The following is a 25,941-nucleotide window of genomic DNA, read 5'->3' as shown; positions in this document are numbered from 1 at the left end:
GCCAGATCCCCCTTCAAAACCTGCGTTAACGGGCGATTCGCTTGGCAGGCCGGGTTGCGCCGCCGAACCCCGCCGTTCGCGCGGTCAATCTCCGCTTAAGAAAGCGGGGCGTCCGCCACGGACCTCTCGGCCCCGCGTCCCGGCCCGTGAGGCCAACGAGTGGGACAATCGCGGGGGGCGCCGAACACCAACAACACCGCGGCGCCGGATGGAAACAGACGCCCGGCCGGCGGACCACCCCCAGCCGCCACTTGCTCTGTCCCTCCGAGCTTCCCATGCTGTCCTCCGCGGTCGATCGCCCGCAGAAAGGACGCTGCATTGGCTCAGCAACCGAAGAAAACAAGGGCAGAGAAGCTGCGCACGGCCTGGAGGCCGTGGGCGCATTGGATACGCCATCACGTCCCGCCAGGGGCGCGCACGCTCCTCGGGCTCGTGCTGATCCTGGGTGGCGTCTTCGGCTTTCTTCCGGTCCTCGGCTTCTGGATGATCCCGCTTGGGATCGCCGTCATCGCGATGGACATCGAACCGCTTGTCGATGCCTGGCGCCGCCGCCGCGACAAGGCGTCACCGCACGACACGGACGAGGATTTTAGATAGACAAATCAAGGGGTCGTGCCTGGCGTTGGCTCAACCGGCAACGCCTCCGAAGGGGCTGAGGTCCCGATCTCCATCTCCATCTGCTCCACAAGCCACCGCCGGGCCGGACCCAGCGCCGCGTCGCGCTTGTAGATCGCAAAAAGCGGCACGCGCATGGCCTCGTCGGGCCGGGCCGAGATGTCGAGCGGCACCAACCGCCCCGCCTCCAGATCTGCTGCCACCGAATGGCGGGGCATCGTGCCCCAGCCGAGGCCCGCGAGGATCATCTGGTGCCGCGTGCCCAGATCGGCGACCTCCCACACATCGTTGACCAGCCGGTTCTGGTAGCGCGGCAAGGCCCGGCTCGTGGGCACCAGCTGCCGGTGGTCCTGCAGATCCGCCTCGGCCAGCCGGCTGTGCCGCGACGCCAGCGGATGGTCCGACCGCGCGACCGCCACGATCTCGACCGACCCGACGGCCACCGATTCCATCGGCTCGAACAGATGCGCCTTCAGGCTGGGCTTGCCGACAAGGCCCAGATCGGCGCGCCCGTCCAGCACCAGCTGCGGCGCCCCGCCGACCTCTTCGACGAACAGGCGCAGCCCGCAGGTCGGAAACTCCTGCCGAAACCGGTCGAGCAACCGGACAAGCCCCGCCTGCGGGGCGACGACGCTGACCGCGAACGTCACCTCCCCCTCCATCCCCGCGGCCATCCCGCGGGCCCGCGCCTTGAGGTGGTCGATCCGCGACAGGACCGATCGCGCTTCGGCCAGCACCGCCTCCCCCGCCGCGGTCAGCGACGGCTTGCGCTGCGACCGGTCGAACAGCTCCACGCCAATATCCGCCTCCAGCGTGCGGATCGCGTGGCTGACCGCAGACTGCGCGCGCTGCACATGTTTGGCGGCGGCGGTGAAGCTGCCGGTCTCGTCGATGGCGACAAGCATCCGCAGCTGATCAAGGGTGACCGTATCCAGCATCCAACCGATCCATCAATTCAGTTGATCGAACTAAGCGATTTTTTCGCAGTTCAAGCAAATCCGTTGATCTCTACATTCCAATTCATCGAAGGACGCCAGGGCACGGACGCTCCGGCAGACAAACAGGAAAGGACAAGACGATGACCATCATGACGCTTCTGATCACCGCCTATGTCTCCGGCGCCGCCGCGTTCGACCGTCCGGAGAACACCATCGCCACGCCCGAAATGCTCGCCGCCTACGAGGCCGCGGCCCGGGCCGACGCAACCAACTGACCTCACCCAACCCCCTCAGAAAGGACCCAGACCCATGTTCAAGATCCTCCTCCCCGCCGCTGTTGCCGCTCTCATCGCCGCTCCGGCGCTCGCCAGCGATCAGCTTGCCGCCCAGCTGGGCGTCGCCCCCGGCACCTACTCCACGAGCGAGCTGATCCAGCTCAGCCGCGCGGTCCAGGACAACGACCACCAGCGCATCCGCCAGATCACCGGCGGCGCGGTCCCCTCGACCCAGAGCGTCGGGATCTCCGCCGGTCATGCGCAACTTGCCGCCCAACTCGGCGTCGATCCGGCCAGCTACAGCGTGAATGAGTTGATCGTCCTGCGCCGCGCCCTGGAAGACAACGACAGCGTGACCGTGAACCGCCTGACCGGTGGCAGCGACGCGATCGTCTCGACCCGCAACACGCCCGGCGCTGGCCACATGCAGCTTGCTGCGCAGCTGGGCGTCGACCCGATGGCCTACACGACGGCAGAGCTGACGCGGATGACGTTCGACCGCTTCAGCGACGACGACTGAACCCACGGGTGGTGCGTGGAGGTAGCCCCCTCCACGCGCCGTCCCGAAACGTCACCCATCTCAGGATCAAGGACCCTCACAATGACCAAGGACAGCCAGAAAATCAATCGCCGCCAGGCCCTGCGCGGGGCGGGCTTCGCCGGGATCGGCGCCTTCGCCGCCGGCGTCACCCCCGCCTCGGCCCAGGGGGCCGACAGCGCCCGCCCGCTCGCCGGGAAGGCCGCAATCGTCACCGGTGCGCGCAACAATATGGGCCGCGCCTTCGCGGTCGAACTGGCCCGCATGGGCGCCGATGTCGCCATCCACTACCACCGCGCCGAAACGCGTGACCAGGCCGAGGAAACCGCGCAGCTGGTCCGCGAAGCGGGCGGCCGCGCCGTCCTCTCCCAAGGCGATCTCGGCGACAGCGCCAACGTCACCGCCCTCTACGACGCGGCAGAACAGGCCTTCGGCGGCGTCGACATCGCGGTGAACACCGCGGGCACGATCATCAAGAAACCGGTGGCAGAGTTCACCGACGCCGATTTCGAGCGGCTGCAGAACGACAACGTCGCGACGATGTTCTACTCCATGCGCGAGGCTGCGCGGCGGCTGCGCGACGGTGGGCGGATCATCAATGTCGGCACCTCGCTGACCGCCGGAACCGCACCGGGCTATGCAGGCTACGCCGGGACAAAGGCGCCGGTCGAAGAGTTCACGCGCATCCTTGCCCGCGAACTGGGCGAGCGCCGGATCACCGTGAACACGATCGCCCCGGGGCCGATCGACACGCCCTTCTTTCACGCCGCCGAAACCCCGCAGACGGTCGCCTACGCCGCGGGCCTCTCGACCGAAGGGCGCCTCGGCGCGGTCGAGGATCTCGTGCCGCAGGTTGCCTTCCTCGCCCATCCCGACAGCCAGTGGGTGAACGGCCAGAACCTCTTCATCAACGGCGGCTACCTGACCCGCTAACCAATCCTGCCGCGCCCACAAGTGGCGCGGCCCTCGCAGGAGACAGACATGCTCGACGGACATCAGACACGCACACTCGGCCAAGACGGCCCCGCGCTTTCGCCCATGGGCCTCGGCCTGATGGGGATGAGCGACTTTTACGGCCCCGCGGATCAGGCCGAAAGCCTCGCCACCATCCACATGGCGATGGACCAGGGCATCACCCTCTTCGACACCGCCGATTTCTACGGCTCCGGCCATAACGAGATGCTGCTGGCGCGTGCGCTCGACGGCCACCGCGACCGGGCCTTCATCCAGGTCAAGTTCGGTGTCCTGCGCGATCCGGCAGGCGGCTTCCTGGGCGCCGATTACCGCCCGGCCGCGATCAAGAACGCGCTCGCCCAGACGCTCAAGCGGCTCGGCACCGATCACATCGACCTCTACCAGCCCGCCCGCGTCCCTCATGACGTCCCGGTCGAGGAGTGGATGGGCACGCTCAAGGACTGCGTCGAGGCCGGCTGGATCCGTCACATCGGGCTTAGTGAAGCAGGCCCCGAGACGATCCGCGCCGCCCACGACATCCACCCGATCACGGCGATCCAGATGGAGTATTCGCTGGCCAGCCGCTCTATCGAGGGCGCCATCCTGCCCGTCTGCCGCGAGCTTGGCATCGGCGTCACGGCCTATGGCGTTCTCTCCCGTGGCCTCCTCTCGGGTCACATGACAGCCGACAGCATGGCGAACCGACGCGAATTCCGCGCGATGCAGCCCCGCTTTCAGGGCGAGAACCTGAGACAGAATCTCGAACTGACAAACGCGCTCACCCGCCTCGCCAACGACCGCGGCGTGACCACGGCGCAGCTCGCCATTGCCTGGGTCCTGCACCGCGGCGCGGACATCCTCCCCCTGATCGGCGCCCGCCGCCGAGACCGGCTGGCCGAGGCCATCGGCGCGATGGAAATCGCCCTCGACCCGGACGAGATCGCCCAGATCGAAACTGCCGTCCCGGCGGGCAAGATCGCGGGCGGCCGCTACGACGACCACGGCATGGCCATGCTCGACAGCGAGCGGGCTTAACCTGTTCCGCCCCGCCGCGGGGGAGTAGCCACGGCGGGGCGGCCCTTAGCCGCCAAGACTGCGCAGATAGGCGACAAGGTTCGCGGCATCCTCTTCACTGCGCAGGAACACCGTCTTGCGCGTGCCCGGCATCGCCTCGCGCGGCGCGGTCAGATAGGCGATCAGGCTCGCCTCATCCCAGACCTCGGTGCTGTCGGCCAAGGTGCCCGTATAGCGAAACCCCTCGACCGATCCGATCTCGCGCCCGACGACCCCGAACAGATGCGGCCCGGCGCGGTTCTGCCCCTCTTCCAGCATGTGACAGCCCGAACATTGGCCGAACAGCTGTTCGCCCGCCGCCGGGTCCCCCTCCTGCGCGTAAACGGGCGCGGCAACCATCAGAAAACACAAAGCGAAATAGCGTTTCATCGTTTTCTCCTTCAGGCCAGGCCATGATCAGCCAAGGGCAGGCTGCGGATCCGCTGCCCCGTTGCGGCAAAAACCGCATTGCAGAGCGCCCCGGCCAATGGCGGCACGCCCGGCTCCCCGACCCCGCCAAGCGGTGCGCCCGTCTCGACAATGGCAACGTCGATCTGGGGCGCCTCGTCGATCCGCAGGATCGGGTAATCGGTGAAATTCGTCTGCTCCGTCCGCCCCCCGGCCAGGCTGATCTTGACGCGGAGCGCCGCACCCAGCGCCTCGATCACCGAGCCCTGGACCTGCGTCTCGACCTGCCCCGGATTGATCGCCCGCCCGCAATCGATGGCGGCATGGACGCGCGGCACACGCACCCGCTCGCCCTCCATCGTGACTTCCACGACCTGCGCGACATAGCTGTTGTAGCTCTCGACGACCGAGATCCCGCGCGACACACCCTCGGGCGCCGCGCCAGACCAGTCTGCCATCTCCGCCACCCTCTCCAGCACCGGGCGGGCGCGAGACTCTGCCGGCAGGTTCGCCAGCCGGAACGCCAACGGATCCTGCCCAGCCGCATCGGCCAGCTCGTCGATGAAGCTCTCCACGAAATAGCCGTTGAAGCTCTCCGCGATCGACCGCCACGGCGACAGCGGCACCGGGATCGGCACCACCGCATGGTCCAGCGCATAGTTCGGGATGTCATAGGCGATGTTGATCAGGCCAAGCAGTGAAAACGGATCCATATTGTTGTCCCGCACGATGGCCGCCCCCATCTGCGGCCCTGCCATCCGGACCCGCATCGCCGTGATCCGCCCGTCCTCGGACAGGCCCGCCCGGAACCGGATCTGCATCGTCTGACGATAGAGCCCCTGCTGCACGTCGTCCTCGCGGGCCCAGATCACCTTGACCGGGCGCCCGCCAACCGCGCGGGAGGCCATGACCGCCTGGATCGCCTCGTTCTCCCAGGTCTTCCGGCCGAACCCGCCGCCCAGATAGGCAGTGTTGATGATCAGCTGATCCGCCGTCACACCCAGCGCGCGCTCCAGACCCATCCGGATCCAGTCATGCCCCTGCGTGCCGGTCCACAACTCGACCCTGTCGTCGGTCGCCTGCGCGGTGCAATTGATCGGCTCCATGCAGACATGGGCCAGCATCGGCACGGCATAATCGGCCTCGACCACCTGCGCCGCCCCGGCGAAGGCGCCGTCCAGATCACCCCGCTCCAGCGTCATCGGCACATCTGCGCGGTCGAGCGCCGCTTGGATCTCCGCCTCCATCGCAGGCGTGTCGAGCCCGTCATTCTCCGTCTCGGTGAACGTGATATCCAGCGCATCGGCCGCCTGCTTGGCCTGCCACCAGCTTTCGCCGACCACGACGGCCCCACGAGGCACCTGAACCACCTCGATCACGCCCGGCATCCCGCGCACGCTGTCCGCATTCATCGCGGCGACGTCCGATCCAAAGACCGGCGCCATCCGGACCGCGCCATACGCCATGTCGGGCAGGGTCACATCCATGCTGAACACGGCCTCACCCGTCACCTTCACCCGGGTATCGAGCCGGGGGACCGTCCGCCCGGTCAGCGTCCGCTCCTCCTCCGGCCGCAGCACCGGATCGGCGGGCACCGGCAAGGCGGAGGCCGCCTCGACCAGCTCCCCAAAGGGGATCGCCTGGCCGTACGCGGCATGGACGATCGCCCCGCCCACCGCGCTCAGCTCGTCCGCCGGAACGCCCAGCCGGGACGCCCCGGCCTCGATAAGCATCATCCGCATCTGCGCCGCGGCCCGGCGCATCGGGTCGTGCCAGTGGCGGATCCCGTAGGACCCGACCGACCGCATCTGCCCGAACGGCAGACGGTAATCCGGCCCCGGCTGCACCGGCATCTCGATGCGGATCGTCTGCCAGTCTGCGCCCAACTCCTCGGCCAGGATCTGCGCCTGCCCGGTATGCGTTCCCTGCCCCATCTCGCAGGTCGGCAGGATGCAGGTGACCGAGTTATCGGCCCCGATCCGCAGATATGCCCCCGGCGCCGAAGGCTGCGTAACCTCTTGCGCCGGAAGCCGGATCGGCACGGAAAGAACGCCAAGCGTCGCGGCGGACCCGGCGAGGAACGTGCGTCGTGTCGTCTGTGTCATCGTTCCCTCCCTCATGTCCGGCTCAGCTCGGCGGCACGCTTGGCCGCGGCCCGGATGCGCGGGTAAACCCCGCAGCGGCAGATGTTGCCTGCCAGATAGCTGTCGATATCCTCGTCCGTCGGCTCCGGCACCTGGGCCAGCATCGCCGCCGTCGCCATGATCTGCCCGGTCTGGCAATAGCCGCATTGCGGCACGTCGATCTCGATCCAGGCCTCCTGAACCGGGTGCAGCCCGCCCTCCGACAGCCCTTCGATCGTCGTCACCTCCGCCCCTTCGGCGACCGATAACGGGATCGAACAGGACGGCACCGCCTGCCCGTCCAGATGCACGGTGCAGGCCCCGCAGGCGCCGATCCCGCAGCCGAATTTGGTGCCCGTCAGCCCCATCCGTTCCCGCAGGATCCACAGAAGCGGCGTATCGGGATCCGCCTCGACCGAGACGCCGCTGCCATTGAGGGTGAAGTCTGTCATACGTCGTCTCCTTCTCCAGGATGAAAGATCGTCAGTCTTTATTGGGGAAGTGCCGGGAACGCTTTTTCACAAAGCTAAGCCGCGTCCCCTCCACCGCCAGGGTGAAGATCAGGGTCCCCTCATGGCAGCCATCGAAATGGGGGATATCCGCCGGGATCTCGATCAGGCTGCCGGTGGGGTATTCGGCCAGGCCGCGCGTCGCGACGACCTCCCCCCGCCCCAGGCAGAAGGTGCCGTCGGCCACGAAGATCCAGATCGGCCGGTCGACCCGGTAAGGCGAATGCCAGGTGCCCGCGGGCAGGAACTGCGCAACCGCGTTTACCTCTCCGCCCATATCGAACCGCCCCAGCTCGCACAGGCGGCTCCCGTCAGGGCCGGTCTGCTGCCAGCGTATCGTGTCGGGCGTCCAGGCAGAGGTCATTTGAAAGGATCAATCCACTGAAAGGGTATCGACAGTTTTGACCGCTAAAGTTGTCCTAGTCTTTCACAAGGGACCTGAATGCTGGCACATGCGTGCCGCCTGAAGGCAGGACGCCGGCGCGCTTCGGATAAAGCCTGCGAAGACACCGGAAACGGTGTCAAAACGTCGATCGAGCCTTTGAACAGATGGAAAGAACGGGAAAGAAATTCGAGCCATAGCAGTCTTTAATGACGGGTGATCACGTGCTGACGAAACCGACCAAAGACCATGCTTCTAAAGTTCCGGACAGGGTCAGTTCATCGATCTGCGGCTGTTCTGAAGATCAGGACAGGACCGCCCTAGCACCTGAAGCCGGCTGGACGGGCGAGACGATGAGGCGGCTGCCCCGGGTCTTCACATGACGAGACTGCTCAATCTTTCCTTCGACGGACCACCCATCAGCCAGGTTCCAGAGCTCGATCACGAGTTCAGACAGGCGGGCGTCCGGGCCATTGCCTTGCCTCCCGGCAAGGCCGAGGTGCACTACTGTACAGAGGTCCACATCGCGGATTTCAACCTGAATGAAGTACCAATGTCATGGTCGGTGAATTCAGACCGACTGGAAACATTTATGGCACCGTCGGACAGCGTCGGGTGGTCGCCGGCCAAAACAGATCTTCGGCTGCGGGCAAAGAACTTCGATTGGGGTCTGCTCCTTGAAATGGATCCCACACGTGTAGAGGGGATCTTCGCAGATGCACTCCACAATCATGGCCCTCCAACCGAGTTCGCCAGCTATCGAAAGTCACCGCGAGGCGCGATTCTTGCGCGCCAGCTCATCGATCACCTGCGGTTCGAGGACCCTGATCGGCTGTTCATCGAAGGAATGTCGATCGCCCTGTGGGCCTGCGCCTGGCAAATCCACCGCCCCGATCAGGACCGAAATGGAACGACGCATGCAAGCATCGATCCCCGTATCACCCGTGCCGTTGATTACATAGAGGCGCATCTGGGCAACGACCTCTCGGTGGCTGGGATTGCCGCCGCCGCCGCAATGTCCCCCTCCTGGTTCCAGACCGCCTTTCGCTCTGTCATGGGCCTACCCGTCTTCGCCTATGTCCGCGAGCGTCGGCTGGACCGTGCCCGCACCCTCCTCGCCGACAGACGCCTCTCGATCGCCCAGATCGCCTATGCCTGCGGTTTTGCCAGTCACAGCCACATGACCCGCCTCTTCACCGCGCGCTACGGGGCTAGTCCGAGGGATATGCGCTGACCGCGTACCGAAAACGAATTGAACCCCGCATCGCTCCGCGATACCCGGAAGCGAACGGGCGCAACCGGCCCGATAGCAAACGGCACCCCGTTCCGAATGGCGCGCGTCCCCCTCGCAAGATCGCTCACGCTCTTCCGCAGCGTCTTCCAGCTCTATGCCGCCCCCCGCATACGGGCGGAAAGCCCCGGCCTGGCCCTGCACGACAAGGCGGGCGCCGTTATCGGCATGGTCGACCGGATCACGCTCGAGAACGGCCAGCTGACCGTCACCGGCTGGTCCACCGCATCCTCGGTCGCGCTGACCTCGGACAGAACCGACCGCGCCGGCGGTCGCCACCAGCCCGCCACCGGCCTCGTCGCACCCGCGGCTCCGGCCCGGCAGGACAGCTTCGAGATCACGCTGCCCTTCGATCCGGCGCCCCTCGCCCTGACCCTTAGCCTCGATACGCACGACGGCCCGGTCCGCCACACCTACCCGCTGCCGCCGATCCCCCGCTGGCAGCTGCGCGCGCAGAAGCTGCGCCTGCTGCCCTCCTTCGCCCTGCGCGCGGCCAAGGCACTGCCCACCGCGCTGACCTGGCGCCGCACCCGGTCGGACGCGCTGAAGCAGCAGTTGAGGGATCTCCTTGGCCTCACGGAGACCGACGCGGCGCTCCGCATGGTCGATGCCGCGACCCTCTTCGCCCAGCCACAAGCCGCCGCGACGCCAGTGCCGATCACCGTCGTCCTGCCCGTCTACAACGCCTTCGATCTGACGGCAGAGGCGCTCGACCGGATCGCCCGGCACACCGATCTCGACTGGCATCTGATCCTCGTCGAGGACGCTTCGACCGACGATCGGATCCGCCCCTACCTGCGTGACTGGGCTGCCGCGCCCGGCCGTGCCGCCCGCGTCGAGCTGATCGAGAACCCCGAAAACCTCGGCTTCATCGGCAGCGTCAACCGCGCCTTCGAGCGTGCGCTCGAGCTGAAGCACCACGTCGTCCTTCTGAATTCCGACGCGCTGGTGCCGGATGGCTGGGCCAGCCGCCTCCTCGCGCCGCTCCTGGCCGACCCCACGGTGGCGACCGTCACGCCCATGTCCAACGATGCCGAGATCCTGACCGCCCCGGTCATCTGCGCGCCCCGGCCCCTCACCGCAGGCCAAGGCGACGCCATCGACGCCACCGCCCGCCAACTGGCGCCCAAGGCCGCCAGCGCCGACCTGCCCACCGGCGTCGGCTTCTGCATGGCGATGAGCATCGACTTCCTGAACCGCATCGGCCCCTTCGACACAGCTTTCGGCAAAGGCTACGGGGAGGAGGTCGACTGGTGCCGCCGCGCCAGCGCCGCCGGCGGGCGCCATATCGGCCTCGGCAGTCTTTTCGTCGAACATCGCGGCGGCACCTCCTTCGGGTCCGAGACCAAGCAGGCGCTGCTCCGCCAGAACGGCGCGATCCTGTCCCGGCGCTACCCGGCCTTCGACGCCGACGTGCGCACCTTCATCCAGACCGATCCGCTCTCGGTCCCCCGCCTCGTCCTAGCGGTCGCGCTTGCCGCCGCCCACCACAACCACGCGGCCGCGCCGCCCCTGCCCGTCTACCTGGCCCATAGCCTCGGCGGCGGGGCGGAGTACTACCTCCGCGACCGGATCGCGCGCGACCTGGCTGAAGGCGGCTTCGCCGTGGTCCTGCGCGTCGGCCGGCCCGCCACTCCCTGGCAGATCGAACTCCACGCCCCCGAAGGCACCGCCCGCGCCGCCAGCACCACCTTCCAAACCGCCGCCGCCCTCCTTGCCCCCGCAAAGCGGCGCCGGATCGTCTATTCCTGCGGCGTCGGCCACGCGGACCCGATCGGGATCCCCGGCCACCTCCTGTCGCTCAAAGAGACCCCGGAGGACCGGATCGAGGTCCTCTTCCACGACTACCTGCCGATCAGCCCGTCCTACACGCTCCTGGACAGCAACAGCGCGTTCCATGGCGTCCCGCCCGAAGACAGCACAGACCCCGCCCGTACCTTCCCCCCCGCCGGCGGCCGCGGGGGCCCCCCCGAGGGCTGGGGCGCCGCCTGGGCCCCGCCCCTGGCCCCGGCGGGCGGGATCGCCGCCCTCTCCCAGGACAGCAAGGCCCAGATCACCGCCGCCTGGCCCGCCGTCGCAGACACCATCCAGGTCCGCCCCCACACGCTCCGCGACACCATCCCAAAGGCCGACCACAGCAGGGAAATCCGGACCCTCGGCATCCTCGGCAATATCGGCCTGCACAAAGGCGCCCGCGTCGTCGAGGCGCTCGCCGCCCAAAAGACCGGCCCCCGCCTTGTCCTCATCGGCATGCTAGGCCCCGAATTCCGCGCGCGGGGCCGCCTGCGCGTCCACGGCCCTTACACGCTGCCCGAACTCGGCGCCCTTATCGACCGCTACCAGATCGACGCCTGGCTCATCCCCTCGATCTGGCCCGAGACCTTCTCCTACACCACCCACGAGGCCCTCGCGACCGGCCTGCCCACCTTCTGCTTCGCCCTCGGCGCCCAGGCCGAGGCCGTTGCCGCCGCCCCAAACGGCCATGTCCTCACGGCCAGTCCCGACGACCCGAAGCGCATCCTGTCGGAAATCTCAGCCGCAGATCCCAGGATCTCCCCCTGACCTGACCGGGCTCAAAGCCCCCCTCCTCATCTTGCCATAAATACCTCCGCCGGAGGCTGAGGGCCATCAGGCCCTCCGGGTCGAAGACCCGCCCCGCTGCCCCAAAACCGGTTTGACACCCGCACGCCCACGCGTTCGTCTCTCCGCATGGCACCCGACAAACCGATGGATATCGTCACCCTCGGCGAACCGCTCTTCGAATTCGCCCATATCCGCGGCACCGAATGGCGCGCGGGCCATGGCGGCGACGTCTCGAACGTCGCCATCGCCGCCGCCCGCCAGGGCGCCTGCACGGCCATCGTCACCCGCCTCGGCGACGATGGCTTCGCCGACAGCTTCCGCAAGCTCTGGGACACCGACGGCATCGACCACAGCCATGTGGCCACCGACCCCGACGCGCCCACGGGCCTCTACTTCATCCGCCAGACGCCGGACGGCCACGTCTTCGACTACCGCCGCAAAGGCTCCGCCGCGTCCCGTCTCTGCCCCGCCAGCCTGCCGGAAGAGCCCCTGCGTCAGACAAAGATCCTCCATTTCTCCGGCATCACCCAGGCGATCAGCGACAGCGCCGACGCCGCCGCCCGCGCCGCGGCCCAGATCGCCCGCGAGGCCGGCGCCCAAATCTCCTACGACCCCAACCTCCGCCTCAAGCTCTGGCCGCTCGACAAAGCCCGCCCCGCCATCGAAGAGGCGCTCAGCCTCGCCGACATCGCCCTCCCCAGCCTCGACGACGCCCGCCAGATCACCGGCCTCGAGACGGCGGAGGACATCCTCGCCCACATCCACTCCCTCGGCCCGAAGATCATCGCGCTCACCATGGGCGCCCAAGGCACGCTCGTCTCGGACGGCACCGCGCAGACCCATATCCCGGCGACCCAGGTCGACGCCGTCGACGCCACCGGCGCGGGCGATTGCTTCGACGGCGCCTTCCTCGCCCGCCTCGCCGCGGGCGACGCCCCCGTCCCCGCCGCCCGCTACGCCAGCGCCGCCGCCGCCATCGCCGTCACCGGCCACGGCGCGGTCGCCCCGATCCCCCATGCGGGTCTCGTCCGCGACCTCCTCGCAACGGCGCCGTAGGGCTCACGCCGGAACCGCCTCTGCAGCATATTGCGCCAGAAACTCCGGCGCGGGCGGGATCGGCTTGATCACGTCGATCAGCACCCCGTTCGGATCCGCCACAATGAAGTGCCTCTGCCCGAATGGTTCGTCCCGGATCGGCAGCAGCACTGGCAGATCCGCCGCGACCGCCCGGCGATACTCCGCATCCACATCCGCAACCTCGAAATTCAGGATCAGCCCCGAAACCTGCCCGCGCCCCTGCGCCGGCACCGTCTCGTGATCGCCGCGCAACACGGCCAGGTTCACGCCCGGATCCTCTTCCGACTGAAGATGCACATACCAGTCGCTCTCGAATGTCGGGGTGAACCGGAAATGCCGCCGATAGAACTCCGCCGTCCCGGCCACATCCGCTGTCATGATCACCGGGTAATATTGTGTCGTCCGCATCGCTTTACTCCTTCGTCAAGATGCATACAATCTGTATGTAACTTCGAATTAACATACAGGCTGCACGTATGCAATCAAACCCCGAGCGCCGCTCGAACGAAGACCGCACCCGCGCGACCCGCGCCGCGCTGACCAAGGCCGCCCGCAGGCTCTTCGTCGAAAAGGGCTATGCGGAAACCGGCACGCCCGAGATCGTCAAGGCGGCCAATGTCACGCGCGGCGCGCTCTACCACCACTTCGCCGACAAGGCCGACCTCTTCCGTGCTGTCGTCCGTCAGGAATACGCCGCCGTCGCCGCTGAAATCGACGCGGCCGCCAAGACCACCACGTCTACCATCGACGCACTCACCACCGGCGGCGACGCCTTCCTGCGCGCCATGCAGCAGCCGGGCCGCGTCCGCCTGATGCTGCTCGACGGCCCCGCAATCCTCGGCCGGCTCGAGCTTGACGCAATTGACCGGGAGACTTCGGCCGACACCCTCCGCCTCGGCCTCAAATCCGCGATGGACGCGGGAGAGATCCGCCCCCTGCCGCTCGACGCCCTCGCCGCGCAGCTCTCCGCCATGTTCGACCGCGCCGCCCTCGGCGTCGCCAAGGGGGACGCTGCCGAAGATCATCTCTCGGTTCTGAACACGATCCTCAGGGGCCTCGTGAGACACTGAAGGGGATCCGCGTCCGTCGGCAGCCCCCCCAAACGGGCGGGCTTGCCAGCCCGATCGCCCTGCCGCTACACAATTCGCAATAGTGTTTGGAGACCATCCATTTTCAGAAACGGGCCGCATGGCCTGATAATCAAGAAAGCCAATCTATATGCTTCAAACGAACACGCGCGGCGGCCGAAAACTGACGGCTGCGGAAATCACATTTCTGTCCGGCATCTTCGCAACCGGTCTGACATTCGATCTGATCCGCGTGCACAAAGGATACCATCCCGACCTCACCGAAGAGGAAAAGAAAGAGATCGAGGGCCGCTCCCACGTGACGGGCAACGACATCTACCTTGTCGGTGACGACTGGTCGGAGGATCTGACGAAGGACGGGAATATCGATAAGCTCGGCACCTTCGTCCATGAGATGGCGCATATCTGGCAAAACCAGAACGATGTCGGGCTGGGCGGCATCCAGAGGATGGACAATTACCACAGCGCCCAGATGGACATCTACGAAGCCGCGGTCGACTCGCTGGAGACCATTATCGAGAGTGGGATCAAGCACTTCCAGCGGCGGTACAAGAAGATCTCTGAAGACGCTGCCATCGATTCAGTCAAGGCGGCCATTCCAGAAACCATCGCAGAATACCGGAAAAGCTCCGACCTCGCCGAATTCCATACCGATCGATACAAAGCGGACAAGTGGAGCTACCGTGAGCGCGACAGCTGGGACCCTGTTTTCCAGCCCGGTCCGCAACCGCAATACGCAAGGCCATGGACATTGCCGACAGATGGCAACGTCATCGTCGGTCTCAGCCTCGACCATACGCCCAAGCCCGGCGAACGTCTGTCCGATTTCGTCTGGCGCAGCCCGCTTATCCAGAGACGCTACAAGACCAAGGCGAACCTCATTGACAAGATGCAGATGGCGGCTCTGGACGACAGCAACGAACACGCTCATTCCAGAACCGACTACAACTACATGCTGAAGGCTCCGGGAAAGGCGCATTTCCTGATGCTGCGCAGGGAAGCTCAGGCAAAACTGGTCGAGGATTACTTCTACCTGACACGCGGGGTCGACCCGCGGACGAGGCCCAGCTCCAATCACGATTACCGCCCGCGCCCGACACTGGCATTCTACAAGATGATGATCCCGTTCCTGCCCGGCAAGCAGGCTGTCTGCGACTGACGGGGGCAAGGCAGCGCATAGGGTAGGCGCGTCTGTCCATTACTGCCCAGAGCAAGCAGATGATCCGCGTCCCGGCCTTGCGCCGGGACCTCTCGTCCGGCCTTCGCGACATCAGCAATGACCGCCGTCCGGCCGGAAACAATCCCCCAAATATCCTGAACCGCTTCCGCACGTTGCGCGGCCCGCCACCGGACGCTGCGTTAACCGGGAAAACCGCTCCATTTCCCTCCGACCAGATGCCGACGTGATGCCGCCCGGATGCCGACGGCACGTTTTTCCCGAAAATCCCGCCCTTAAGCCCCGAATCGCCGGATCTGCCGAAAGCCGCGCCGCACCCGACCGCGCGGACCGCTCACATCTTGCTAAGGGATGAGGCGAGGGTCACCCCGCCTCGAGCACCTCGTCGCTCAGGGCAGGCAAGGGCAGGCTCTCCAAAGCCAGCGACAGCGCCTCGCCCCAACTCTTGGAAATCTCGGCCAGCAGCGGATCATTCGCCTCGAACCGGCGCACGACGCCCACGTGAAAGCTGTCCTTCTCGTAGACCTGCAGATCGATCGGCGGCCCCACCGACAGGTTCGCCTTGATCGTGGAATCGAAGCTCACCAGCAGCAGCCGCGCCGCCTCTTCAAAGGACATATCCGGCCGGTAAGCCCTTACGATAATTGGTCTTCCGTATTTCGTCTCCCCGATCTGGAAGAACGGCGTGTCGTCCCCGGCTTCAACGAAATTGCCCTCCGGATAGACCATGAACAGCCGCGGCTGGCTGCCCCTGATCTGCCCGCCGACGATCAGCGTGGCGTTGAACCGGTTCTGCGCCTCCTGCCCGCCCGCCTTGTTCTCGGCGATGACCTCGCGCAGGGTCTCGCCCACCATCCGCGCCACCTGGAACATCGACGGCGCCTCCAGCAGCCCCGGCGACCGCTCGCTCGGCGCCTTCATCCGCTCGTCCAGCAGCGAAATCACCGCCTGCGTCGTCGCAAGGTTGCCCGAGGTCATGACGGTGACGACCCGCTCGCCCTCGATCGCCCAGGTATGCAGCTTCTGGAAGACCGAGATGTTGTCGATCCCCGCATTCGTCCGCGTATCGGCCATGAAAACAAGGCCATCCCGCAGGCGAAGCCCCACACAATACGTCATCTCACTCGCAGCCTATTGCTGTTGCTGGCTCTGCTCCTGAACCGTCACGGTCACGTCGAGATATTCCTCGCCCTGGCCGAATCTGGTCCCGTGCGTCGGCGCAGCCTCGCCGTAATCCAGGCCCGTGGCGACCCTGACGTAACGCGTATCGGGCGAAATTCCGTTCGATATGTCGAATCCGACCCAGCCGAGCCCGGCAACATGGGCCTCGGCCCAGGCATGGGTCGCCTCCTGCTCTACCCGGTCATCCATCATCAGATAGCCCGAGACGTACCGCGCCGGCACGCCCATGGCGCGCGCGCAGCCCAAGAAAATATGCGCATGATCCTGGCACACGCCGTGGCCCGCCGCGGCCGCTTCCTCTCCGGTCCAGCCGGCCCCGGTCCGCCCGGTCTCATAGCTCACCTGCTCGCGGATATTCGTCGAAAGCGCGTGAAGCCGGTCCAGCACCTCGCCCTCTTCGGGCACCTCCCGCAAGAGCGCCCGCATCTTGGGCCCCAGCTTCGTCAGTTCCGTGTCGCGCTGGAACAGCCATAGCGGCATGTATCCCGCATGGGCGCCCAGAACCCCGTGCCGATCCTCGATCTCGACGATGCCCGTGCAATCGATGACGACTTCCTGCGCCCCGTCGTTGAAGCTGACCAGCTGCACGGTGTTGCGGTGCTGATCCTCGAACGACAGCTCATGCCGCCCGCCGGTGATCCGCACCTGCCACTCGATCACCTCCTGCCCGTTATGGCTCTTCGGCGTCAGCCTAAGCTGTTGAAGCGCATAGGAAATCGGCGCGTCGTAGCGATAGGTGGTGCGATGGGAAATGGCGAGCCGTGTCATCCGTAGAACCTGTATTGCACTTCGATCTGCCGCCCGAAATCGCCGATCCGCTGGATGAAATCCTGGATGAACTCATGCAGCCCGGCCTCGATCACCCGGTCGATATCGGTCCCCTTCAGCATTGCCTGCAGATCCTCGGCCATGGCCAGCGCCTCGGTCCCGCCGGGCTCGTCCATGCAGAGATAGCCGAGGTTCTCCGCGATCTTCCGCGTGCAGAAGAGCAGCGACCTGGGCATCCGCCCGTCAAAAATCAGGAAATCGGCGATCTGCCGGGGCCGCACATCCTGCCCATAGGCCCAGCGATACGCCCCCTCGGCCGAAACCGAGCGCAAGATCGTCTCCCACTGCACATTATCCAGCGACGTGCCGACCGAAATCGCATGGGGCAGCAGCACGTAATACTTCACGTCCAGGATCCGGCCGGTATTGTCCGCCCGCTCGATAAACGTGCCGATCCGCGCGAAATTGTAGATCTCGTTGCGCATCATCGTGCCGTGCAGCGCGCCCCTCACAAAGGCCGACCGCTGGCGGATCGTGTTCAGCACCTCGGGCAACTCCCGCAGCGGCACCTTCCGCTCCAGCATCGGCTGCAGCACCATCCAGCATTCGTTCACCGCCTCCCACACCTCGCGCGTCAGCGCCGTGCGCACCGTCTTGGCGTTGTCGCGCGCCGCCTGGATGGCGCTCCGGACGCTCGAGGAATTGTCGAGGTCGCGCAGCAGGAAATCCACCGCCGCGTCCTGGCTGAACGTCTCATGTTTCTGCAGATACGCCTCGCGCACCATGGCCGAGGTCAGCACCGACTCCCACTCGCTCGCCGCGTCCGACGACCGCGTCAGCGCGATCCGCTGTCCCGCATCGACCAGCCGCGCGGTGTTCTCGGACCGCTCCATGTACCGGAAAAGCCAGTAGACCCCTCCTGCCGTCTTCCCCAGCATCTATTCCTCCAGCACCCAGGTATCCTTGGTGCCGCCCCCCTGACTGGAGTTCACGACAAGCGATCCTTTCTTCAGCGCCACCCGCGTCAGCCCGCCCGGCGTGATCTCGATCCCGCCAGGGCTCATCAGCACGAAGGGCCGCAGATCCACATGCCGCGGCGCCAGCCCCGCCTTGGTGAAGATCGGCACGGTCGACAGGCTCAGCGTCGGCTGGGCAATGTAATTGTCCGGCTTCGCCTCCAGCTTCTTGCGGAACTCGGCCAGATCCTTCTTGGTCGCCGTCGGCCCGATCAGCATCCCGTACCCGCCCGAGCCATGGACCTCCTTCACCACCAGATCGGCAAGGTTATCCAGCACGTAAGCCAACGCCTCGGGCTCGTTGCAGCGCCACGTCTCGACGTTCTTCAACAGCGCCTTCTCGCCGGTATAAAACTCAACGATCTCGGGCATGTAGGAATAGATCGCCTTGTCGTCCGCAATCCCCGTCCCCGGCGCGTTGGCGATCGTGATCCCGCCCGCGCGGTAGACATCCATGATCCCCGGCACCCCCAGCGCGCTGTCGGACCGGAAGTTCAGCGGATCGAGGAAATCGTCATCCACCCGGCGGTAGAGCACATCGATCGCGCGATACCCCCGCGTCGTGCGCATCGCCACGCGCCCGTCGACGACGCGCAGGTCATGCCCCTCGACAAGTTCGACCCCCATCTGATCGGCCAGGAACGAATGCTCGTAATAGGCCGAGTTATGGATCCCCGGCGTCAGCACCGCCACGACGGGCGACGACCCCGCAGCGGACGGCGCGCAATTGCAGAGCGACCGGTGCAGCAGCTTCGGATAATTGCTCACCCGCTGCACGCTGTTCGTCGCGAAAAGCTCCGGAAACATCTGCAGCATCGTCTCGCGATTTTCGAGCATATAGCTCACGCCCGACGGCGTCCGCGCGTTGTCCTCCAGCACGTAGACGTCGTCTTCGCCCGTCCGGACCAGGTCGATGCCGACGATATGCGTATAGACGTTGCCCGGCGGCTCCACCCCGATCATCTTGGGCAGGAACGCCTCGTTGCGGGCCACCATCTCCACCGGAATGCGCCCGGCGCGCAGGATCTCCTGCCGGTGATAGATGTCGTGCAGGAAGGCATTGATCGCCCGCACCCGCTGCTCGATCCCCTTCGACAGCCGCCGCCATTCCCTCCCTGAGATGATGCGCGGGATGATATCGAACGGGATCAGCCGCTCCGCCGCCTCCTCGCGGCCATAGACGTTGAAGGTGATGCCGGTCAGTCGGAACACCTCTTCGGCCTGCTGCGCCTTGCGCCTGAGCCGCGAGGGGTCTTCCGACGAGAACCACTCATTGAAATCCGCGTAGGGCTCGCGCGGAGCATCCCCGCCGCCGAACATCTCGTCGAAGTACCGGTTGTCCGTCATCGCCCAACGTTAACGGGCCAGGGGCCCGACCACAACGCGACGCGGCCAATCAACTGAATATCCATCCACAACCGCCCATTTTCTAAGCACTTTCTTCGCCCAACTCACTGGCCCGGCGGCACGCCGGGGTGAGGGCCGATAACGAAACCGTCCAGTGGACGGCTTCCGGCACGAACGGGCGGAGCCCCGCCCGAGCCTCCTCGCTCACGTCGTCACATCCGGCCCATCCCGGCCGGTCATCTCCCTGATCCGCGCGATCTCGTCCGCCGCCGCGATCACCGTCGCCAGCGCCTCCGCCGGATCCCGGTCGAGCCCCTCGGGACCCTCCACCCGGTCCTCCAGATAGACCCTGAGCGTCGCGCCTTCCGTCCCGGTCCCCGACAGGCGGAACACGATCCGCGCGCCGCCCTCGAACATCACGCGCACCCCCTGCCCTTCGGAGCGGGAGTTATCCACCGGATCGTCATAGGCGAACTCGTCCGCCGCCTCGATGGTCATCCCCTGAACCTCCCGCCCCGGCAGCGATGCCAACTCCCGCACCAGCCGCTCCATCAGCGCATTGGCTTTCTCGGTCTCGACCGCCTCGTAATCATGGCGCGAATAGTAGTTCCGGCCGAAGCGTTTCCAGTGATCCGCCATCACCTCGGCCACCGACACCTTCTTGGCCGCCAGAATGTTCAGCCACAGCAGCACCGCCCACAGCCCGTCCTTCTCGCGCACATGGTCCGATCCCGTCCCGGCGCTCTCCTCCCCGCAGATCGTCACCCGACCCGCATCCAGCAGGTTGCCGAAGAACTTCCACCCCGTCGGCGTCTCGTAGCATTGGGTCCCCAAGGCCTCGGCCACCTGGTCCGCCGCCCGCGAGGTCGGCATCGACCGCGCGACCCCCTTCAGCCCATCCTTGTAGGCGGGCGCCTCAGTCGCATTCGCGGCCAACACGGCCAGGCTATCGGATGGCGTTACATAGACGCCGCGGCCCACGATCATGTTCCGGTCGCCGTCCCCGTCGCTCGCCGCGCCGAAATCGGGGGCGTCGTCCGCCATCATGATGTCCATCAGTTCTTTCGCCCAGGTCGGGTTCGGATCGGGATGCCCGCCGCCGAAATCCGGGCTCGGCACGCCGTTCAGCACCGTCCCCGCAGGCGCGCCCAGCCGCCCCTCCAGAATCTCGCAGGCGTAAGGCCCCGTCACCGCATGCATCGCGTCGAACCGCATGGTGAACCCGCCCGCAAACAGCGCCCTTATCGCGTCGAAATCGAACAGCGCCTCCATCAGCGCCGCATAGTCGGCGACCGAATCCACGACCTCGACCACCATCGGCCCCAGCTGCGTCTCGCCCTGGATGGTCAGGTTCACATCTGGCCCCTCCCAGATCCGGTACTCGCTGATCGCCTCCGTCGCCGCATGGATCTTCGCGGTCAGCCCCTCCGGCGCCGGGCCCCCGTTCGCGCCGTTGAACTTCACCCCGAAATCCGCGTCCTTCCCGCCCGGATTGTGGGACGCCGACAGGATGATCCCGCCATCCGTGCCCCGCTTGCGGATCAGGTTCGACGCAGCCGGCGTCGACAGAAGCGCGTTCTGCCCCACGATCACCCGCGCCGCGCCCGACGCGGCGGCCATCCGCAGGATCACCTGCGCCGCCCGGTCGTTGAAGTACCGCCCGTCACCGCCAAGGACGAAGGTCTTCCCCTCCGCCCCGCCGATGCCCTGCCAGATCGCCTCGATGAAGTTCTCCAGATAGTGGTTCCCCATGAAGACCCGCGTCTTCTTGCGCAGGCCCGAGGTTCCGGGCTTCTGCCCCTCGAACGGCGTCGTCCTGACGGTGATGACACTCATCTCTCTTCCTCCCCATCGGGCCCATCGGGCTGCAAAACGAAGACCGTGACCGACTGGCCTGCGACCTCTTCGACATCCGCGGCCATCCGCGGCGCGGCCTCAGGCGTAGCCGTGTCGATCTCGCGCCGCCAGCGCCCGCCCAGCGCCTCCGGCATGAAAACGCTCAACTCCGTCCCGGCGTTCAGCACGATCAGAAGCGCGCCTTCCCGGTCGACATATTCCGGCGTGCCCGCGGCCGTGCGCACCTCGGCGATGACGCACCGCAGCTCCGGATCCGCCCAGTCTCCGGCCTCCATCGCGCCGCCGCCCGCCCGATGCCAGAACAGATCGGGCGTGCCGTCTACAAGCCGCTCCCGCGAATGCAGGAACCGCACCTGCCTAAGCGCCGGATGCGCCTTGCGGAACGCGATCATCCGCTTGACGAAAGCGTAAAAATCCCAATCCGCCTCGGTCCAGTCGATCCACCCCGTCGGGTTGTCCTGGTTGTAGGCGTTGTTGTTGCCGCCCTGCGTGTTGCCGATCTCGTCGCCCGCCAGGATCATAGGCACCCCCTGCGACAGCAGCAGCGTCGCCACCATCGCCCGCTTCCGCGCCGCCCGCGCCGCGATCAGGGCGTTGTCGGTCGATGGCCCCTCCTGCCCCATATTGTCGGAGTAATTCTCGCCGTGCCCGTCGCGCCCCTCTTCGCCATTGGCCGCGTTGTGGCGCCGGGCATAGCTGACGGAATCCTCCAGCGTGAACCCGTCATGGGCCGTCAACAGGTTCACGGACGAGGTCGCAGGCCGCCCGCCATGGTCGAACTCCGCCGCCGACCCGCTCAGCCGCGTCGCCAGGCCCGGCGCCCGGGCCGCATCCCCCCGCCAGAACCGGCGCACATCGTCGCGATAGCGGTCATTCCACTCCAGAAACGGTGGCGGATAGGCCCCCAGCTGATAGCCCCCGGGCCCGATATCCCAAGGCTCCGCGATCAGCTTGGCGCGCGCCAGCACCGGGTCCTGCCGGACTGCGCGAAAGAACCCGCCCTGCGGATCGAACCCCTGCGCCTCGCGCCCCAGCACACTCGCCAGGTCGAACCGGAACCCGTCCACATGCCCCACCTCGACCCAATAACGCAGGCTGTCCATCACCATCCGCAGCACCAGCGGGTCCGAGAGGTTCAGCGTGTTCCCCGTCCCCGTGTCGTTGACGTGATAGCGCGGCTCCAGCGCATCGAGCCGGTAATAGCTCGCATTGTCGAGCCCCCGGAAACTCAGCGTCGGGCCCAGCTCGTTGCCCTCGGCGGTGTGGTTGTAGACGACGTCCAGGATCACCTCGATCCCCGCCCGGTGCAGCCGCTTCACCATCTCCTGAAAGTCCCGCATCGACCCGTAGGCGGGATGCGGGGTGAAGAAGTTCAGCGTCTGATAGCCCCAGTAATTCGTCAGCCCCTTCTCTTCGAGGAACCGGTCGCTGATGAAGGCGTGCACCGGCAACAGCTCCAGCGCCGTCACCCCCAGATCGGTCAGATGCCCGATCACCGCGTCCGACGCGACGCCCGTGAACAGCCCCTTCTCGGCGACCTCGGGGTGCAGCATCGTCAGCCCGCGCACATGGCCTTCGTAGATCACCGTCTCGGCGGCGGGACGGCGCGGGGCCGTGTCCCCCTCCCAGTCAAACGCATCCTGCACGACCACACCCTTGGCCATCACCGCCGCACTGTCGCGGGGGTCGCAGCTCAGATCCCGATCCTCGTGGCCCACCTCGTATCCCATCAGGGCATCGTCCCATTCGGGCAGTCCGGTGATCCCCTTCGCATAGGGATCCAGCAGCAGCTTGTGCGGATTGAACCGCATCCCCTTCTCCGGCGCATAGGCGCCATGCGCCCGGTAGCCGTAGATCCGCCCGGAACCCACGCCCGCCACGTGCCCGTGCCAGACCGAGCCCAGCCGCTCCGGCAGGTCGATCAGAACCTCTTCCCGGCCCTCCTCGTCGAACAGGCACAACGTCATCCGTGTCGCGTGGCGCGAGAAGACGGCGAAGTTCACGCCATCCCCCTCGACGGTCGCCCCCATGGGCCAGGGGCGGCCCGCACTGATCCGGTAAGGGCTGCTCATGCGGCTGCGACGAGCTCCCCATACACTTCCGCATATTTCGCCGCCGACCGCGCCCAGCCAACGTTCTGCGCCATCCCGTTCTTCTGCAACCGCGCCCAATCCTCGGGCCGGTGATAGAGATCCACCAGCTGCATCAGCGCATGCGCCAGGGCGTCCGCCGTCACGGGATGAAACTGGATCCCCGTCGCGACGCCCGCCTCGATCGCCGCCGGGCTTGCCGGGATCACCGTATCGGCCAGCCCCCCGGTCAGGGCCACCACCGGCACCGTGCCGTAGCGCAGCCCGTAAAGCTGGGTCAGCCCACACGGCTCGAACCGCGAGGGCACGAGGATCGCGTCGCCCCCCGCCATCATCCGGTGCGACAGCCCCTCGTCATAACCGATCTTTACCGCGATGTTGTCATGCGCCTCCGCCGCGTGGGTAAACGCCACCTCCAGCCCCGGATCGCCCGAGCCCAGAAGCGCCAACTGCCCGCCCCGGTCGATCAGCGCGGGCAGCGCCTGCAATAGCAAATCCAGCCCCTTCTGATCCGATAACCGAGACACCACGACGCATAACGGCCCCTCCGCCTCGCCCAGCCCGAATTCCTTGCGCAAAGCCGCCTTGTTGCGCGCCTTGCCCTTGGCGCTCTTGTAGGCCGTGATCTGCGGGTCGCTCGCCGGGTCCCAGACCTCTTCGTCGATGCCGTTCAGGATGCCGACGAAATCGGCGTCCCGCGATCGGATCACCCCGTCCATCCCCATCCCGAACTCCGCCCGCGTCAGCTCTCGCGCGTAGGTCGGGCTGACCGTCGTCAGCCTGTCGGCATAAACCAGCCCGGCTTTGAGCGCGCTGATCTGCCCCCAGAACTCGACCCCCTCGCGGTCGTAATCCTTCGCCTCGATCCTGAGGTTGGCCATCCGGTCCACAGGCACCACCCCGTGAAAGGCGATATTGTGGATCGTCAGGACCGACGGCACCGGCGCGCCGAAATGCGCCTTCAGGTAATAGGGGGCAAACCCCGCCTGCCAGTCATGGGCATGAACGACATCCGGCCGCCACGTCCCGGCCTCCCCTGCTGCCACGAGGCACGCCGCCCAGGACAAGGCCGCGAACCGCTCCGGATTGTCCGGCCAGTCGTGGTTCGCGGGGTCCAGATACGGCGTCCCCTCCCGGTCAAACAGATGCGGCGCGTCCAGCACGATCAGATCCAGACCCGCCGCCTGCCCGGCACGCAGCACCGCCTTGCCACCGAAGAAATCGGGCAGGTCGACCAGCTTCTTCCCCTTGCCCACCGCGCCCAGCACCGGCCGGTAGCCCGGCAGAAGCACCCGCATCTCCACCCCCTGCCCCGCCAGCGCGGCGGGCAAGGCGCCCACCACGTCTGCAAGCCCCCCGGTCTTGACCAGTGGCGCGCATTCCGACGCGACAGACAGAACCTTCACTGGGCAGCCGCCCATTTGGCGATCATCGGCTTGGTGATCAGCGTCACGCCCCCGTCGGAGACGCGGAAGAACTTCGCGTCCTCCTCGGGATCCTCACCCACGACCAGCCCCTCCGGGATCTCGACCCCCCGGTCGATCACGCAATTCGTCAGCTGCGCATGGCGGCCCACCGTCACATAGGGCATCACCACCGCCCGCGTCAGCGAGGCATAGGAATTGGTATGCACCATCGTGAACAGCAGGCTCTCCCGGATCTCGGTGCCCGAGATGATGCAGCCGCCCGCCACCAGCGACGACACGGCGACCCCGCGCCTATCCTCCTCGTCATGGATGAACTTCGCGGGCGGCACGGCCTCCGAATAGGTCCAGACGGGCCAGTTCTTGTCCCAGAGGTTCAGATCCGGGTCGAAATTCGTCAGGTCGATATTGGCCTGCCAATAGGCGTCGATCGTCCCCACATCCCGCCAGTAGGACGGTGCCTCGGCGTCGTGCCGCACGCAGCTCGTGTCGAACCGGTGCGCCACCGCCTTCCCGTTCTTGACGACGTCCGGGATGATATCGCCGCCGAAATCGTGGCTCGAATTCGGATCGTCCGCATCCCGCTGAAGAAGCTCCCGCAGGAAGGACCACTTGAAGACATAGATCCCCATCGAGGCCAGCGCCTTGTCCGGCTCCCCGGGGATCGACGGCGGATCGGCGGGCTTTTCCAGAAACGAGGTGATCTGGTCGGTCTCGTCCACATGCATTACGCCAAAGGCGGTCGCCTCCATCCGCGGCACGGTCAGGCAGCCTACGGTCACGTCGGCCTCGCTGTCGACATGCTGGCGCAGCATCAGCTCGTAATCCATCTTGTAGATGTGGTCGCCGGCCAGGACGAGCAGGTAATCGACATCGTAGCTGTCCACGATATCGATGTTCTGCGTCACCGCATCGGCCGTGCCCAGATACCATTTCTCCTCGCTCACCCGCTGCGAGGCGGGCAGGATATCGAGATACTCGTTCCGCTCGGCACGGAAGAAGGACCAGCCCCGCTGGCAATGCCGGATCAGGGAATGCGCCTTGTACTGCGTGGCGACCGCCATCTTCCGGATGCCGCTGTTCAGCGCGTTCGAGAGCGCGAAATCCACGATCCGCGTCTTGCCGCCGAAATAGACGGCGGGCTTGGCCCGCGTATCCGTCAGCTCCTTCAGGCGCGATCCGCGCCCGCCCGCCAGCACGAAGGCCATCGTCCGGCTCGAAAGCCTGCTTCCCGCACCTGCCATGG

24 protein-coding genes are annotated in these 25,941 nt (G+C 66.5%); 10 read left to right on the top strand and 14 right to left on the bottom strand.

Features of this window, described 5'->3' with window-relative positions; genetic code table 11:
* Window positions 1–318 precede the first annotated feature (318 nt).
* Window positions 319–597 carry a hypothetical protein gene (locus AADZ90_RS08615; protein WP_367309583.1) on the top strand — a complete coding sequence of 93 codons (279 nt, stop codon included), beginning with the start codon at window positions 319–321 and terminating at the stop codon, window positions 595–597.
* A 5-nt stretch (window positions 598–602) separates the two neighbouring features.
* Here AADZ90_RS08615 and AADZ90_RS08610 read toward each other — a convergent pair whose 3' ends face one another.
* The gene (locus AADZ90_RS08610; RefSeq protein WP_367309582.1) at window positions 603–1,553 is read right to left on the bottom strand and encodes a LysR family transcriptional regulator; all 951 of its coding nucleotides are present in this window, start codon (window positions 1,551–1,553) and stop codon (window positions 603–605) included.
* Between the two features lie 140 nt (window positions 1,554–1,693).
* On the opposite strand from AADZ90_RS08610, the gene AADZ90_RS08605 reads away from it, so the two are divergent.
* The 4 genes from AADZ90_RS08605 to AADZ90_RS08590 all read left to right on the top strand — a co-directional run bounded on the left by AADZ90_RS08605 (window position 1,694) and on the right by AADZ90_RS08590 (window position 4,355).
* Window positions 1,694–1,828, top strand: coding sequence for a hypothetical protein (locus AADZ90_RS08605; RefSeq protein WP_367309581.1), 135 nt, complete (start codon window positions 1,694–1,696; stop codon window positions 1,826–1,828).
* A 34-nt stretch (window positions 1,829–1,862) separates the two neighbouring features.
* On the top strand, window positions 1,863–2,348 hold the full coding sequence (locus tag AADZ90_RS08600; protein WP_411996983.1) for a hypothetical protein: 486 nt from the start codon (window positions 1,863–1,865) through the stop codon (window positions 2,346–2,348).
* 81 nt (window positions 2,349–2,429) lie between these two features.
* Window positions 2,430–3,299 (top strand): SDR family oxidoreductase, encoded by an 870-nt coding sequence (locus AADZ90_RS08595; protein ID WP_367312799.1) that lies wholly within the window; start codon window positions 2,430–2,432, stop codon window positions 3,297–3,299.
* A gap of 48 nt (window positions 3,300–3,347) precedes the next feature.
* Window positions 3,348–4,355 carry an aldo/keto reductase gene (locus AADZ90_RS08590; protein WP_367312798.1) on the top strand — a complete coding sequence of 336 codons (1,008 nt, stop codon included), beginning with the start codon at window positions 3,348–3,350 and terminating at the stop codon, window positions 4,353–4,355.
* A 45-nt stretch (window positions 4,356–4,400) separates the two neighbouring features.
* On the opposite strand, the gene AADZ90_RS08585 is transcribed toward AADZ90_RS08590, so the two are convergent.
* From AADZ90_RS08585 to AADZ90_RS08570, 4 genes are read right to left on the bottom strand one after another with little or no spacing between them, the layout of a single operon-like run.
* Window positions 4,401–4,763: a c-type cytochrome gene (locus AADZ90_RS08585; protein ID WP_367312797.1), complete on the bottom strand. Its 363-nt coding sequence runs from the start codon at window positions 4,761–4,763 to the stop codon at window positions 4,401–4,403.
* An 11-nt stretch (window positions 4,764–4,774) separates the two neighbouring features.
* Window positions 4,775–6,886, bottom strand: coding sequence for a xanthine dehydrogenase family protein molybdopterin-binding subunit (locus tag AADZ90_RS08580; protein WP_367312796.1), 2,112 nt, complete (start codon window positions 6,884–6,886; stop codon window positions 4,775–4,777).
* An 11-nt stretch (window positions 6,887–6,897) separates the two neighbouring features.
* Window positions 6,898–7,356 (bottom strand): (2Fe-2S)-binding protein, encoded by a 459-nt coding sequence (locus AADZ90_RS08575; RefSeq protein WP_367312795.1) that lies wholly within the window; start codon window positions 7,354–7,356, stop codon window positions 6,898–6,900.
* A gap of 31 nt (window positions 7,357–7,387) precedes the next feature.
* Window positions 7,388–7,777, bottom strand: coding sequence for a cupin domain-containing protein (locus AADZ90_RS08570; RefSeq protein ID WP_367312794.1), 390 nt, complete (start codon window positions 7,775–7,777; stop codon window positions 7,388–7,390).
* A gap of 397 nt (window positions 7,778–8,174) precedes the next feature.
* Between AADZ90_RS08570 and AADZ90_RS08565 the strand changes: the two genes are divergently transcribed.
* The 3 genes from AADZ90_RS08565 to AADZ90_RS08555 all read left to right on the top strand — a co-directional run bounded on the left by AADZ90_RS08565 (window position 8,175) and on the right by AADZ90_RS08555 (window position 12,725).
* Window positions 8,175–9,029, top strand: a complete 855-nt coding sequence (locus tag AADZ90_RS08565; protein WP_367312793.1) for a helix-turn-helix domain-containing protein — start codon at window positions 8,175–8,177, stop codon at window positions 9,027–9,029.
* Between the two features lie 96 nt (window positions 9,030–9,125).
* Window positions 9,126–11,648, top strand: coding sequence for a glycosyltransferase (locus AADZ90_RS08560; RefSeq protein WP_411996982.1), 2,523 nt, complete (start codon window positions 9,126–9,128; stop codon window positions 11,646–11,648).
* A gap of 165 nt (window positions 11,649–11,813) precedes the next feature.
* Window positions 11,814–12,725 carry a sugar kinase gene (locus AADZ90_RS08555; RefSeq protein WP_411996981.1) on the top strand — a complete coding sequence of 304 codons (912 nt, stop codon included), beginning with the start codon at window positions 11,814–11,816 and terminating at the stop codon, window positions 12,723–12,725.
* 3 nt (window positions 12,726–12,728) lie between these two features.
* Here AADZ90_RS08555 and AADZ90_RS08550 read toward each other — a convergent pair whose 3' ends face one another.
* Window positions 12,729–13,154, bottom strand: a complete 426-nt coding sequence (locus tag AADZ90_RS08550; protein ID WP_367312164.1) for a VOC family protein — start codon at window positions 13,152–13,154, stop codon at window positions 12,729–12,731.
* Between the two features lie 68 nt (window positions 13,155–13,222).
* Here AADZ90_RS08550 and AADZ90_RS08545 point away from each other — a divergent pair, with 68 nt between their 5' ends.
* Both AADZ90_RS08545 and AADZ90_RS08540 read left to right on the top strand, forming a co-directional pair.
* Window positions 13,223–13,816, top strand: a complete 594-nt coding sequence (locus AADZ90_RS08545) for a TetR/AcrR family transcriptional regulator (protein WP_367312163.1) — start codon at window positions 13,223–13,225, stop codon at window positions 13,814–13,816.
* Window positions 13,817–13,964: 148 nt separating this feature from the next.
* Window positions 13,965–14,993 carry a hypothetical protein gene (locus AADZ90_RS08540; protein ID WP_367312162.1) on the top strand — a complete coding sequence of 343 codons (1,029 nt, stop codon included), beginning with the start codon at window positions 13,965–13,967 and terminating at the stop codon, window positions 14,991–14,993.
* Between the two features lie 381 nt (window positions 14,994–15,374).
* Here AADZ90_RS08540 and AADZ90_RS08535 read toward each other — a convergent pair whose 3' ends face one another.
* The 8 genes from AADZ90_RS08535 to glgC form a co-directional block, all read right to left on the bottom strand.
* Entirely contained in the window at window positions 15,375–16,130 is a 756-nt protein-coding gene (locus AADZ90_RS08535; protein WP_367312161.1) for a proteasome-type protease, read from the bottom strand.
* Between the two features lie 12 nt (window positions 16,131–16,142).
* A complete protein-coding gene (locus AADZ90_RS08530; RefSeq protein ID WP_367312160.1) occupies window positions 16,143–16,961 on the bottom strand; it encodes a transglutaminase family protein in 819 nt (272 codons plus the stop codon).
* Window positions 16,958–17,899 carry an alpha-E domain-containing protein gene (locus tag AADZ90_RS08525; protein WP_367312159.1) on the bottom strand — a complete coding sequence of 314 codons (942 nt, stop codon included), beginning with the start codon at window positions 17,897–17,899 and terminating at the stop codon, window positions 16,958–16,960. Before AADZ90_RS08525 ends, AADZ90_RS08530 begins: the two co-directional genes overlap by 4 nt.
* Complete coding sequence (locus AADZ90_RS08520) at window positions 17,900–19,324, bottom strand: circularly permuted type 2 ATP-grasp protein (protein ID WP_367312158.1); 1,425 nt, start codon at window positions 19,322–19,324, stop codon at window positions 17,900–17,902.
* 204 nt (window positions 19,325–19,528) lie between these two features.
* Window positions 19,529–21,160 (bottom strand): alpha-D-glucose phosphate-specific phosphoglucomutase, encoded by a 1,632-nt coding sequence (locus tag AADZ90_RS08515; RefSeq protein WP_367312157.1) that lies wholly within the window; start codon window positions 21,158–21,160, stop codon window positions 19,529–19,531.
* Complete coding sequence (gene glgX / locus AADZ90_RS08510) at window positions 21,157–23,253, bottom strand: glycogen debranching protein GlgX (RefSeq protein ID WP_367312156.1); 2,097 nt, start codon at window positions 23,251–23,253, stop codon at window positions 21,157–21,159. Before glgX ends, AADZ90_RS08515 begins: the two co-directional genes overlap by 4 nt.
* Entirely contained in the window at window positions 23,250–24,692 is a 1,443-nt protein-coding gene (gene glgA, locus AADZ90_RS08505; protein ID WP_367312155.1) for a glycogen synthase GlgA, read from the bottom strand. Before glgA ends, glgX begins: the two co-directional genes overlap by 4 nt.
* Complete coding sequence (gene glgC, locus AADZ90_RS08500) at window positions 24,674–25,939, bottom strand: glucose-1-phosphate adenylyltransferase (protein WP_367312154.1); 1,266 nt, start codon at window positions 25,937–25,939, stop codon at window positions 24,674–24,676. The genes glgA and glgC overlap by 19 nt, the downstream gene beginning before the upstream one ends.
* Window positions 25,940–25,941: the final 2 nt, after the last annotated feature.

This window comes from Aestuariibius violaceus (assembly GCF_040779325.2).
Lineage (GTDB): Bacteria > Pseudomonadota > Alphaproteobacteria > Rhodobacterales > Rhodobacteraceae > Aestuariibius > Aestuariibius violaceus.
This window is presented reverse-complemented; position numbering and strand designations above follow the sequence as displayed.